A 12,987-nucleotide genomic window follows, 5' to 3' on the forward strand; every position below is an offset into this window, starting at 1 on the left:
CGCGCTTGCGCAGATAAGCGGCCTGCTCGTATTATGGCGCGTCATGCGCGCGAGCGCCATCTTTTATTTGGCGCTTTCGACGCCGTTCGGCGCCTCGGCCCTCGTTCAGCCCTCGTACGACTCCTTGAGCGCCTTGAACGCGGGCATGCTGCGCTCGATGGTGGCGCGCGGGATGCAGTAGCTCACGCGCACCCAGCCGCCCACGCCGAAGCTGTCGGACGGCACCAGCAGCAGCTCGTGGGCCTTCGCGCGGTCGCTGAACGCTTGCGCGTCGTCCTCGAGCGCGCGCACCCACAGGTAGAACGCGCCCTGCGGCTCCACGAACTCGTAGCCCAGCTCGCCGAGGCCCGCCGTCAGCAGCTCGCGGTTGGCCGCGTAGGCCGCCACGTCGGAGGGCTCGTCGATGCAGCGCTCGATGACGCGCTGGAACAGCACCGGCGCGCAGATGAACCCGAGCGCGCGCCCTGCCCCGGCCACCGCCGTGGACACTTCGCGCGCGTCGTCCATGAGGTCGGACACGTACAAATAGCCGATGCGCTCGCCCGGCAGCGACAGCGATTTCGAGTACGAGTAGCACACGATGGTGCGGGCCCACACGCAGGGCACGTAGGGCACTTCGTCGCCGTACGTGATCTCGCGGTACGGCTCGTCGCTGATGACGTACAGCTTGCGGCCGAGTTCCTCCTCCTTGCGCGCGAGCAGCGCGGCGAACGCCCGGAGGTTCTCGCGCGAGTACACGGCGCCCACCGGGTTGTTCGGCGAGTTGATGATGATGGCGCTGGTCTTCGGCCCGATGGCCCGCTCGAGCGCGTCGATGTCCAGCTGGAAGTCGGGCACGTGCGCCGGAACCTCCACGCAGGTGCACTCGGCGGTGTCGATCCACACCTTGTACTCGGGGAAGTACGGCGCGATGATGATCACCTCGTCGCCCGGCTCGGTGACGGCCGAGATGGAGATGGCGAGGCCCGCCGCGGCACCCGCCGTGAGGTACACCTGCTCGGGCTGGGCCGGCACGTCGTAGCGGCGGCGGATGTGGTCGGCCACGGCCTGGCGCACGCGCGGGTCACCGGCGGCCGGCGAGTAGCCGTGCAGGTCGCAGGGCGGCTCGTCCATGAGGTCGATGACGGCCTGCTTCACGGCCTCGGGCGCGGGCACGCTGGGGTTGCCGATGCTGAAGTCGAACACGTTGTCGGCGCCGATTTCCGCCTTGCGCGCCATGCCGTACGCGAACAGCTCGCGAATCGCGCTCGGCTCGGCTCCCAACCCGTACATTCTCTCGTTCACCATGTGCACCACGTCCTCGTCCTGTCGCACCGTTTCATCGTTGATTTCGATGAGGAACAGAGTAGCACACCGTTCGCGTACGAGAATCGCCCTTAGAGGAACGGCGTACGATGACGATTTAGTGACATATACTTCGATTCCACGTCGAGCACCCATAATGAACGCTGTTCATCTATCTGCAAGGAGGCGCATCATGAAACGACTCATCAACACCGCGCTCGTCTACCTCATCGCCGGGGCGGCGGCGGGCGTGTTCTTCCGCGAGTTCACGAAGTTCTCGCAGTTCGACGGGACCACGGTGCTCGGGTTCATGCATCCGCACCTGCTGGTGCTCGGGTTCGCCATCTTCCTGATCGCCACCCTGTTCGCGCTGGCCGACGACTACACGCACGACAAGCTGTTCATGCCGTTCTACATCGTGTACAACGTGGGGCTCGTCGTCACCGTGTGCATGATGTTCGTGCGCGGCGTGGCGGAAGTCACGGGCGCGCCGCTCGTCCTGCCCGACGCCGCGCTCTCGGGCATCGCCGGCCTCGGCCACATCATGGTGGGCGTCGGCCTCGTGCTGCTGGTCGTCATGTTCAAGCGCGTGGTGAACCGCAGGGTGAGCGCGATGGCGTAACGCGGACGCGGACGCAGGAAGGCCCTCCGGAGGATTCCGGAGGGCCTCGTCAACTCGGGAGCGTGAGGAGGGGGGTGCTCGCTACGCTTTCGCGAGATCGCGGCCGACCACGTACCCGAACGTCATGGCGCGCCCGAGCGACAGGCCCGTGATGTCGAAGGGATAGTCGGAGCCGCCGAACATGCCGCCCTGGGCGTTGCCCACCGCGAACAGGCCGGGAATCGGCTGCCAGTTCTCGTCAACCACGTTGCACGACTCGTCCACCTCCAAGCCGCCGGTGATGGCCGAGATCACGTACTGGCGGCGAATGCCGTAGAACGGCGGCGTGTCGATGGGGAACATGAAGTCCATCGACTTCAGGTAGTCGTCGTCGTGCCCCGCAGCGACAAGCTCGTTGTACCGCTCGACCGTCGCCTTCAGATGATCCGCCGGCACCTCGAGCTGCGTCGCCAGATCGTCGAGCGTGTCGGCCTTGAACGCCATGCCCCATTCGATGAAGTCCTCCAGCGTGCCGTCGTTCGCCGGATCGGACTGGTTGGGCATCTGCGCGTAGTACGTCTCGTAATTCCCATCGAATATCTGCGTCGAATGAGCATCGGGATACTTGATGGCCTCGTTGCAGCGGAATTCGTACAGCACGCTCTCGTCCATGAAGCGGTCGCCGTAATCGTTGATGTTGAGCCAGGGGCACTTGCGCATGGGAGCGTTCTTGTCGCCGTCGCCCACGTAATGGTGCACGTGGATCATCTTCGGATGGGGCGCTTCCTGCATGCGCCCGCCGACCCACAGGCCCATGAGATGGCCGTCGCCGTCGTTCACCGGCGGATTGTAGAAGTTCTCGAACGGCTCCGCGCCCGGGCTCCACTTCGCCAGCATGTCCTTGTTGTTGCCGTAGCAGCCGGTGGCCAGAACCACGCCCTTTGCAGCGTTGAACTGGATATGCTTGCCTGCGTCCGTCTCGCCGATCACGCCCGTCACGCGACCCCCGTCGTCGCGCACCAGCTGCTTGCCCGACGTCGAGTAGAATACCTCGGCGCCCTTGCTCTGCGCCAGCTCGGCGAGGGCGGTCACACCGGCAACCTGCTTGCCCTTGAACTTCACCGCAGGCACCGGCGCGGGGATGATGGCTTCCGCACCGGCCTCCTCGGCCCGGCTGAGCAGCCACGAACCCGATTCCGGCGACTCCTCGAAGTAGCGCTTGACCAGGTTCCAGTTGATGGCGTTCGAATTGTTCCCGTTGAACGTCTTCATCACCGCGTCCACGTCCATCGTCTGGCAGCCGGCCTCCGTGAGCTCGTCGCAGTTGATGACGGCGCAGAAGTTGCCGTGGGTCATCGGGATGCCCACCTTCTGCAGCACGGCCACCTTGGCGCCACCCTCGACCGCTGCGAGCGCCGCGCACGCGCCCGACATGCCCAGCCCGACGATCACGATGTCGAAGTCCTTTTCCTCGGAGACGTCGGTGATGGGCTCCGGCGCCGCAAACGCGTCGCGCGCTTGATCGGCCTGCTGCGCCCCCGACGTCCCCTCCTCGTTGCCTTGCGTCGCCGCGCCCGCCTTCGCCTGCGGTGCGCAACCGGCCAGCCCGAGCCCGCCGGCAAGCGCGGACACGGCGGCTCCCGCCAGAAAACCGCGGCGCGAGATTCCCGTTTCATTCGTCGTACCCTGTTGCATGTTCATCCCTCCTTGATTGGAAGCGCGAACGTTCTTCGCACTCGTCTTGGGTCGCATCATGCGACGAAGAACGGCGCGGGTCACCTCACCCAAAGGCTGATTCGCGGCGTTGCAGGGGTCTATCTTTATCATCCACCGAAACCGTAACACCTGATCACAGGGCATGCATCGACCGGTGCCGCACCGGCACGAAGCCCAACTTCGGGCCGTGGGCACCTCAGTGCGCTATCATGACGGCAGGGAGGACGGGGACAGCAACGCAAAGCGGGGTCGATGCCATGGGAAGAACGCCATTGATGAAGAAGACGACGGTGGACGTCGTCGTGCCCATCAGGTTCATGGGCATGGGCGTGTACCTCGCCTGGATATACTCGGTGCAATTCGGCGGCCTGCTGTTCGCCTCGGAAGGCAGCCTCCCGGCCAGCGAGACGTGGTTCTCCATCTCGAACCTGGCGAACGCGCTGTGCCTGATTCTCTGCGCCGTTTTCGCCCGAAGGCTCGCGCCGCTCTCGAAGCGCCGCGGCATCCCCTGGATAGCCGGAGGAGCCATGGCGGTCGGCACGCTGGCGACGCCGCTCGCAGCCGCCGGGGCCATCCCCGGCATCGTGCTGGTTGCCGGGTCGGCGATCGCGGGGGTGGGCCTCGGCCTCGTCATCCTGCTGTGGTGCGAGTTCTACGCGACGCTCCCCACCAGGAAAGTGACCGTCTATTACTCCGCATCGTTCGTGCTGGCCGTCGTGCTGCACCTGGGCATCACGTTGCTCGCCGACCCCGTGGACGTCATCGCCACCGCCGCGCTTCCCCTCGCGTCGGCGGGCATGTTCGCCCTCTCGCACCGCGCAGCTTCGCCCGCGCCCGAGCAAGAGGAGGAGCCGCACGACGACGACGCGGGCCGCGACCGCCTGCGCTGGAGCTTCCCCTGGCGACCGGTGCTGCTGATGGCCGCGTACTCGTTCGCATTCAACTTCAGCCGCACCACCGGGTCCGACGTCAGCGAAGCGGGGATGATCGGCGTGGCGCTCATCGCGATCGTCGTGCTGATCGCGGGATTGTTCTTCTTCGAGCGATTCGACGTGCGGCACCTGTATCGGATCGCGCTGCCCCTTATGGTGGCGGGCATGCTCGTCCAACCGTTCCTGGAGGGCTCCGCGCTCACGCTGTCGGGCATCCTCCTCAACGCAAGCCATGCGGGATTCATCATCCTCACGATGATCGTGCTCTCCAACATCTGCTATCGCTACGGCGTGGTGGCGCTGTGGCTGTTCGGCATCACGCGCGCGGCGCGCGTCGTGGCCAGCGTCATAGGCGGGCAGGTTGGCACGCTCGTATGGACCGCCCACGACCCCACCGTGCTCATGCTTGCGACCAATCTCGTGGCGATCGGCCTGGTGGCGGCATGCATGGGATTCCTCAACGAGCGGGAGCTCGAAACCACCTGGGGCATCACGCCCGTCGAACCCAGGCGCGACCTCGAGCCCGCACCGCGCCCGCCGCTCACCAACTACTACGAGGCGTTCGTGAACCGCTGCGCCCAGATCGCGCGCATGTACGGCCTCACCCGGCGGGAGGAGGAAGTGCTCGCCTGCCTTGCCCAGGGAAAGAGCGTTCCCCGCATCGAGCAGGAGCTCGTCATATCCAACGGCACCGCTAAAAGCCACGTGCGCCACATCTACGCCAAGCTGGACATCCATTCGCGCGACGAGCTGATCGCGCTCGTCGGAATGGACGACCCGAAAACGCTTTCCTTGGAGGACCCCCGCAAAGAATGACCCCGGAGCGCCCCTTTGTGACAGATTCCGCGATCTCCGCGGAAGGCAGCGCCCAGGACGACAAACCAAGGCCGCTCGGGGAGGGAGGGCGAGCGGCCTTGGGCAGTACGGTGTGGGGAGGCCTCGCGCGGCGCAGCCGCGCGAGGGTGCCGGGCGGCTGCGCCGCGCGGCACCCTGCGGCGCGCCGCGCGCGCCGCAGGGCCGCCGGCTACTTGCCGGCGGCGGCGTTGCGGCCGGCGAGGCGGCCGAACGACATGGCCATGGAGTGGCTGGCGCCGGCGACCGTCACGGGGTAGTCCACCAGGAAGCGGCCGCCCATCGTGTTGCCCGCCACGAACAGGCCGGGCACCTGGTTCTTCTCGGCGTCGAGCGCGTGGCATTCGGCGTCGCAATCGATGCCGCCGATGAGCACGAGCATGCCCGAGTCGCCGAACGGCGCCACGTAGTACGGCGGGTTCTCGATGGGGAACAGGCGCGTGGACACCTTGGAGAAGTCCGTGTCCTTGCCCGCGTGCGCCAGCTCGTTGTAGCGCTCGACGGTCTCGGTCAGCGCGTCGGCCGGGATGTTCACGGCCTTCGCCAGCTCCTCGATGGTGTCGGCCTGGATGATGGAGCCCGCCTCGATCTCGCTCGCGAAGTACGTGTCGGACGCGTAGCCCGCCGCGAAGTGGTTGATGGCGTGCTCGTACTCGGCCTCCTGCTCGGGCGGGATGTAATGCGTCACGCCGCCGAAGCACTGGGGCATCACCGACAGCTGTTCTTTCCACTTGCTGTCGAAGATCTGGTACGACACGCCGCCCTTCTGGCGCTTGATGGCGTTCTGCAGCTCCTGCGCTCCCACGTCCTCGTTGGCGAAGCGCTTGCCGTCCTGGTTCACCATGAGGTACGGGTCGATGCCGATGGAGTTCGTCCCCAGGCTGTGCGTCATCGGCGCGTACGGGCCGTCCTCCATGACCGCGCCGGCCCACATGGCCATCTTGTGACCGTCGCCCGTGTTCACCGGCTTGCCGCTCTTGTCCATGCTGCTGAAGAACACGCCGTACTTCGTGGCCTGCGGCGCGTAGTACGTCAGCATCTCGGCATCGCTGGAAATGTCGCCCGTCGACAGCACGACGCCCTTCTTCGCGTTGACGCGCACGATGTTGCCGTCCTCGTCGGAGGCGTACACGCCCACCACCTTGTCGCCTTCCTTGATGAGCTGCTCGCCCTTCAGGTTGAAGCGCGCCTCGGCACCAGCCTTCTGCGCGGCCTCCAGCGTGCCGTGCATGGCCCAGCCGTGGTCGGGCAGCAGGTGCACCATGCCGGGGAAGCAGGGGTAGTTCTCCTCGCGCCAGTTGTAGTTCTCGTTCACCGGGCAGCGCTCGGGGAACACGTAGGGCTTCTCGGGATCGGTGGGCGTATCGTGGTCGCTGGTCAGCAGCTCGTGCTCGGCGGAGCCGATGTACCAGTCCAGGTCCTGGCCGGAGTTGCCGATCCAGTAGTTCAGCAGCTGCGCATTGGGGCGGTTGCCCATGACCCGCATCAGCTCGTTGACCACTTCCTGCGTCTCGGGCTGCTCGATGCCCAGCTGCTTGTGGATCTCGCTGCCGAACGTGCCGAACTCGCCCGAACGATAGCCCACGTCGGGGCCCTTGTCGAAGCCGAACACCTTGGCGCCCGACTCGGCGGCCTCGCGCAGCGCGCACACGCCCGCCAGGCCGAGGCCCACCACGCACACGTCGGTATCGACGGTTTCGGTCACCTTGGACTCGTCGATGGGCTCCGGTGCGTTCATGAACGACGGCACGAACTCGGTGGGCTTGCCGCCCGCCGCGCCGGAGCCGGTCGCGCTGCCTCCGTCGGCCGCGCCCGCATCGGAGCTCGCGTTTGCGTCGCCCTTCGCGGTCGGCGCGCAGCCGGCGAGGCCCGCTGCCCCGGCTACCGCGGCCGTGGCGCCCAGGCCGAGAAACGAACGGCGGGTAAGCTTCTGTTCCTTCATGATGACCCCTTCCCTCTTCCTTTGACAATGTGGCGGTCGCCGGCCGATCGCCGACGTCCCCTCGCCTCCCCAGCATATAAAACGGCAGGGACGCGCGCGTCACCCGGAGCTGCCAAGGCCTGGTTTTCTGTCACCCGAAACGGCCAAATTGGTCGGCGCGGCGCCTCTCAACAGGTATCATGTACGGCAAGGCGCAGCATCCGCACGGGAGGCGGAACCGTTCGAGACACGGAGGGAAGATCGAACATGGCGACGCGCGCAGCATGCTTCGCAGGGTACGCGTTTTTCCTGCTTGCCAATATTCTCAGCTACCATGCGACCACCGCGTTCGCCAGCCTGCCCGCATTCGACGGCGACACGTACGGCACGGTGCTCAGCACGGTCCACATCGTCGTGTTCGTCGCCATCGTCCTGCGCTCGCGCAACGCCGTGCGCGAACCCCTCGGCCCGCGGGCGGCCATCGTCGCCGCCGTGTCGCTGTGCCTGGGATTCGCGCTGGTGCTGTGCGGAAGCTGGGCGGGCGCGCAACCCGCGTTCGTGGCGGGCGCGGTGCTCATCGGCGTGGGACAGGCGCTGCTCAGCCTGTTGTGGCTGTCGGCGCTGCCGTCGTTCTCCTACCGCACCAGCTACCTGTTCCTGCTGGGAAGCCACGCGGGCGCCACCGCGCTGTGCGCGCTCGTGCTGCTGTGCCCGCAGGAGTGGTACATCCCCATCACCGTGGCGTCGTTCCTGGTGGCGTGCGCATGCGCCACCCAGCTGCACGTCGATCGGCCGCTCGAGCGCACGTTCTCCGGGCAAATCGCCGACATCGCGCCGCTCGTGGGCAAGGGCGTGCTGGCCGTGGGGCTGTTCGCGCTGCTCAGCGGATTCGTCACCAGCCTGTCGGGACAAACCGACGTCGATCCCACGCATATGCAGTACCTCGTGCTGGGCATCTCCGCCTGCGTGCTGGTGATCATGTCGGTGCCCGCGCTGCTGTACCATCAGCCGTTCAAGCTGGAAGGCAGCTACCGCGTGGCGCTGCCGCTGTCGGCGCTGGGGCTGCTCGTGCTGCCGGGCCTGGTGGACGCCATCCCGCCCGCCATCGCCGGCACGCTGGCCACCACGGGCTACATGATGTGCGGCATCGTGCTGGCCTGCACCATCGCCGAGGTGGGGAAAGCGGCGCGCGTGCCCGTCATGCCGCTGTTCGCCGCCAGCGACACGGTGTCGCTGCTGTGCCTGCTGGCGGGGTCGGAAGCGGGCATGCTGAGCCGCGTGTACCTTCCGGGAACGAACGCCGGGTTCGCGCTCATCGGGCTGGGCACGCTGTACCTGGTGATGCTGGGGGCGTCGTGGCTGCTGGGGCGCGAGCGCATCCCGCGCGGCATCGATGCCGACGGCACGCTGCCCGCGAAGCGGGACGCGGCGGCGCCCGAGGCCCGCAGCGCCCAAGCCGTCGCGCCGACGGCCGCGCACGACGACGCGATGACGCACGAAGACGCGGGCGCGTCCGAGCTCGACCGCATCGCCGCCGCCTACGGGCTGAGCGAGCAGGAGACCACCATCTTCAAGCAACTGCTGGAGGGTCGCACCATCGCGCGCATCGCGCAGGACCTCTACCTCTCGCCGAGCGCCGTGAAATACCATGCGCAGAAGATCTACCGCGCCTGCGACGTGCACACGCGTGCCGAGCTGTCGGCCCTTATGCGCCAGCCGCGCTTGGCCGATGCCGCGCTGCCCGCACATCCCGCAGATGCATCTTCGCCCCAAACACACGCCTCAGAGACGATTTCCGTGTGTTTGGGGCGAAGATGCCCTGCCGAAGCCCCGATGACACCCCTTGCCGCCGCGCGCGCGAACCCGTGCGCTCGCCTGGCCGCGCAGCACGGGCTGACCGACCGTGAGCGCCAAACGCTCGAGCTGCTCGCCCTCGGCGAGACGGTCGCCGCCATCGCGCGCGCCCTCGACGTTTCCGAGAACACCGTGAAGACGTACGCGAAGCGCGTCTACAAGAAGCTCGACGTCCACTCCAAGCAGGACATCATCGACCTCTGCCGCGAGGGGTGAAATCGCCAAACGCGGGGGCGGCCCACCATGACGCCGCCGCGTGCGGCCGCCGGGCTTCCCTGCCGCCGCACGGCGCACCGCCTCAGCGCGCTTCCTCCAGCTTGCGCATGAGCTCGGCGCGGTTGTGGACGTCGCATTTCTCGTAGATGTGGCGCACGTGGGTCTTCACCGTGGCCGGCGAGATGACGAACTTCTCCTGGATGTACTTCGAGCCGTGCCCGGTCACCCACAGCGCGAACACCTCTTTCTCGCGCGGCGACAGCTGGTACGCCTCGGCCAGCGCCTCGATGCGCGCGTCCACGTCGGACGCGCCCCCCACCGCGACGGGCTTCGACGCGGCCGCGCTCGACAGCCGTTCCAGCTCGGCCGGCGTGGGGCTCTCGAACGCGAACGTGGTGTCGCGGTCGGCGAACGTGAAGCCCGTCGAAACCGCCAGCACGAACACCGCCACCACCGCGAACAGCACCATGTCGCCGATCAGCGCGAACGCCACCAGCTCGCCGGCCACGATGCCCACATGCACGGCCAGGCGCCCCACCGCGAATACCAGCAGCGCCGCGAAGTGCGTCGTGCGCGCGATTTCCACCAGCAGCGCCCAGGTGAGCACCTCGAACAGCACCGAGCTGAGCGACGCCATGAAGAACACCATCGTCGCGTTGTCGTGGCCCACCAGCGCGATCAGCACGAACGCGAGCGCCCACACCGACATGGCGATGCGGTACAGCACGCCCAGGTTGAGACTCGTGCGCGACACCAGCACGCCGTACACGAAGAAGATCAGCGCCGCCAGCGCGATGGTGCCCGCCATGAGCGCCGGGTTCGAGAACACGTCGGGCGCCACCGAGCCGAAGTACACGCGCAGCCCGCCGTACGCGAACAGCGCGGCGATCAGCCCCACCAGCACGCGCCACGACAGGGCCGTGCGCACGAGGTCGCGGATCTCGGCGCGCGCCCCGCGCTGCGCGTCGCCGTCGACGCCGCACTCAACCCGCGCGGCTTTCCAATCCCGCAAGCTGGCCATCGCCGTCAGCGCGGCCGCCAGCGGCAGCAGCGACACCGCCACGGGCGCGAGCGTCGGCCCCAGCAACGACACCGCGCCGTACAGCAGCGCCGCGCCCAAAAACGTCATCGAGGTGAACAGCACCGCGCGGCGCGCGTCGAGGTCGCGGTACGCCACGCCCCACGCCAGCACGACGGGCGTGCACGCGAGCCCCGTGACCAGCGCCCCCGCGGCCACTGCCGCAGGCACGCCCGCGAACAGCGGCGACGCGTACAAGAACGTGGCCACCGCCGCAACCAGCCCGCACACCACCAGCACCGCGCGCACGCGAGCCGCCGGCCATCCCATCACCGAACGCCAGCACAGCGCGCACACCGCGAACATCACCATCGCCGTGGCCGACGACGCAACGTGCACGAGCGAGATCGTCTGCCCGACGCCGCCCACGATGTCGAGCGAGTTGAAAGACAGGAACACCCAGGCCCAGTAGAAGCTCAGGCCGGCATAGCGCAGCGTGAACTCGCGGCTCGTTGCCGCGAACGTGGTTCCCAACGATCCTCCTCCCTTCCGACGGCTGGCCGCCCCTCGCGCTTGATCGGGAAAACTCCCGTCATTGTACCGGAAGTTCGCACCCGGTGCGCGAACCGGATCCGGCATCAACCCAAAGGGTCGATATCGCCTCAACCCGCGCGAATCAACCTTTTGGGTCGGCGGCAAGGCGGCGTGCGCATCGTAAGGTTCCCCCAGCGCCACATGAGGGATGGCGCAGCAGAACCATCACGATAGGGAGGATGACATGACCGCATCGCACAACGACCGAGGACTGAACCAAGGGCTGTCCCGCCGCGCTTTTCTGAGCTTGGGCGCCACCGCAGCCGTAGCCGCCGGCGCCGCCGGGCTGGCCGGCTGCTCGCCGCAGACCGGCAGCGACTCCGCCGGCAAGGGCGCGTCGAGCGCCAGCGCCACCACCGGCACCGGCACCGCGGGCACCGGCACGCCCAGCTTCCTGACGGCGCCCGAGGCCATCGCCGACAGCGACATCAAGGAAACCATCGAGGCCGACATCGTCATCGTGGGCGCCGGCTTCTCCGGCATCAGCGCCGCGCGCTCGGCCGTCGAGAACGGCGCGAAGAACATCGTCGTCGTGGAGAAAGCCAAAACGTGGCAGTACCGCTCGAACCAGGTGGGCTGTATCGGCGGCAAGATCCAGGAGGATCTCGGCATCAGCATCGACAAGAACGCCGTGGTCGGCCAGATCATGAAAGAGTGCGGCTACCGTCCCAACCAGCGCATCCTCAACCTGTGGGCCGAGAACTCCGGCGAGGCGTTCGACTGGTTCCTGGCCGCCAGCGAGGGCCAGTACGTGGTGGAGGCCGAGTCCGACGCCTACGACGGCACGTCCATGAGCGTCCGCAAGACGCACTGGCCGCACCCGGCCGAGGCCAACGTCGCCGACGACTTCTATCCCATCTTCGACGACTGCCAGATCTGCCTGCCCGACAACGGCCCCTACATCGAGAACATGGTGAAGATCTGCGAGGACGCCGGCGTGCAGTTCCTGTACTCCACGTTCGCGCGCCAGCTTGTGCGCCCCGACAACGCGGGCCGCGTGGAAGGCGTCATCGTCGAGGACGAGAACGGCGACTACAAGAAGATCACCGCCAGCAAGGCCGTGCTGCTGGCCTCGGGCGACTACGCGTCGAACGCCGAGATGATGAGCTACTACGTGCCCTGGTCCGACCGCTTCATGAGCATCTTCCCCAACACCGACGCCAAGGGTGAGAAGACGAACACGGGCGACGGCCAGCAGATGGGCATGTGGATCGGCGCGAAGATGGAGGACGGCCCGCACGCCCCCATGACGCACCACCTGGGCGGCCCGCTGGGCATGGACGCGTTCTTGCTGGTGGACATCAACGGCGAGCGCTTCATGAACGAGGACGTGGGAGGCCAGCCCTTCCAGAACCAGCTGTCGCGCCTGCCGAAGAAGACCGCATGGCAGATCTTCGACAGCAAGTGGAAAGACCAGATCAAGTACATGGACACCGGCCACGGCAACGTGAACTGGTACGTGGAATCGGGCTCCGACGTGCCGAACGGCTCGTATGGCAAGAACGCCTACATCTCCGAAGAGGACAACGAGGACGGCAACACGCCCGGCTTCACGAGCTACTTCGAGGGCGACAAAGCCGTGGGCGTGACGGCGAACTCCATCGCCGAGCTGGCGAAGCTCATGGAAGTGGACGAAGCCGCGCTCACCGCCACCATCGAGCGCTACAACGAGCTGGCCGCCGCCGGCAACGACGAGGACTTCGGCAAGCGCGCCGACCGCCTGTTCCCCATCGAGGAGGGCCCGTTCTACGCCTACCCGCTCACCGACACGGTGATCCTCGTGAACATGGGCGGCCTGCAAACCGACGTGGACTTCAACGTGCTTGACACCGAGGACGAGGCCATCGAGGGCCTGTACGCCGTGGGCAACGCCCAGGGCGGCCGCTTCCTCGTGGACTACCCGCTGCCCGCGCCCGGCATCAGCCACGGCATGGCGCTGACGCACGGCATGCTGGTCGGCCGCATCCTCGCCCAGCTGTAAATCGCCTACCCTCCCCTC

At 67.3% G+C, this 12,987-nt stretch carries 8 protein-coding genes; 4 read left to right on the forward strand and 4 right to left on the reverse strand.

The genetic code is table 11. The features are described 5' to 3' along the window. Positions 1-105 precede the first annotated feature (105 nt). Positions 106-1,287, reverse strand: a complete 1,182-nt coding sequence (locus H8S61_RS07305; RefSeq protein WP_186938508.1) for a pyridoxal phosphate-dependent aminotransferase — start codon at positions 1,285-1,287, stop codon at positions 106-108. 190 nt (positions 1,288-1,477) lie between these two features. Between H8S61_RS07305 and H8S61_RS07310 the strand changes: the two genes are divergently transcribed. Then, positions 1,478-1,906 carry a DUF2871 domain-containing protein gene (locus H8S61_RS07310; protein WP_186938509.1) on the forward strand — a complete coding sequence of 143 codons (429 nt, stop codon included), beginning with the start codon at positions 1,478-1,480 and terminating at the stop codon, positions 1,904-1,906. An 81-nt stretch (positions 1,907-1,987) separates the two neighbouring features. Here the strand turns inward: H8S61_RS07310 and H8S61_RS07315 are convergent, their stop codons facing one another. Beyond that, positions 1,988-3,580 (reverse strand): FAD-dependent oxidoreductase, encoded by a 1,593-nt coding sequence (locus H8S61_RS07315; protein WP_186938510.1) that lies wholly within the window; start codon positions 3,578-3,580, stop codon positions 1,988-1,990. 296 nt (positions 3,581-3,876) lie between these two features. Between H8S61_RS07315 and H8S61_RS07320 the strand changes: the two genes are divergently transcribed. After that, complete coding sequence (locus H8S61_RS07320; protein ID WP_186938511.1) at positions 3,877-5,349, forward strand: helix-turn-helix domain-containing protein; 1,473 nt, start codon at positions 3,877-3,879, stop codon at positions 5,347-5,349. Between the two features lie 208 nt (positions 5,350-5,557). On the opposite strand, the gene H8S61_RS07325 is transcribed toward H8S61_RS07320, so the two are convergent. Continuing rightward, entirely contained in the window at positions 5,558-7,327 is a 1,770-nt protein-coding gene (locus H8S61_RS07325) for an FAD-dependent oxidoreductase (RefSeq protein WP_186938512.1), read from the reverse strand. A gap of 246 nt (positions 7,328-7,573) precedes the next feature. On the opposite strand from H8S61_RS07325, the gene H8S61_RS07330 reads away from it, so the two are divergent. Further along, the gene (locus tag H8S61_RS07330; RefSeq protein WP_186938513.1) at positions 7,574-9,376 is read left to right on the forward strand and encodes a helix-turn-helix transcriptional regulator; all 1,803 of its coding nucleotides are present in this window, start codon (positions 7,574-7,576) and stop codon (positions 9,374-9,376) included. 82 nt (positions 9,377-9,458) lie between these two features. On the opposite strand, the gene H8S61_RS07335 is transcribed toward H8S61_RS07330, so the two are convergent. Next, complete coding sequence (locus tag H8S61_RS07335) at positions 9,459-10,928, reverse strand: helix-turn-helix domain-containing protein (RefSeq protein ID WP_160942154.1); 1,470 nt, start codon at positions 10,926-10,928, stop codon at positions 9,459-9,461. A gap of 244 nt (positions 10,929-11,172) precedes the next feature. Between H8S61_RS07335 and H8S61_RS07340 the strand changes: the two genes are divergently transcribed. After that, the gene (locus tag H8S61_RS07340) at positions 11,173-12,969 is read left to right on the forward strand and encodes an FAD-dependent oxidoreductase (RefSeq protein WP_186938514.1); all 1,797 of its coding nucleotides are present in this window, start codon (positions 11,173-11,175) and stop codon (positions 12,967-12,969) included. Positions 12,970-12,987 lie beyond the last annotated feature (18 nt).

The organism is Eggerthella hominis, from assembly GCF_014287365.1.
GTDB classification, from domain to species: Bacteria; Actinomycetota; Coriobacteriia; order Coriobacteriales; family Eggerthellaceae; genus Eggerthella; species Eggerthella guodeyinii.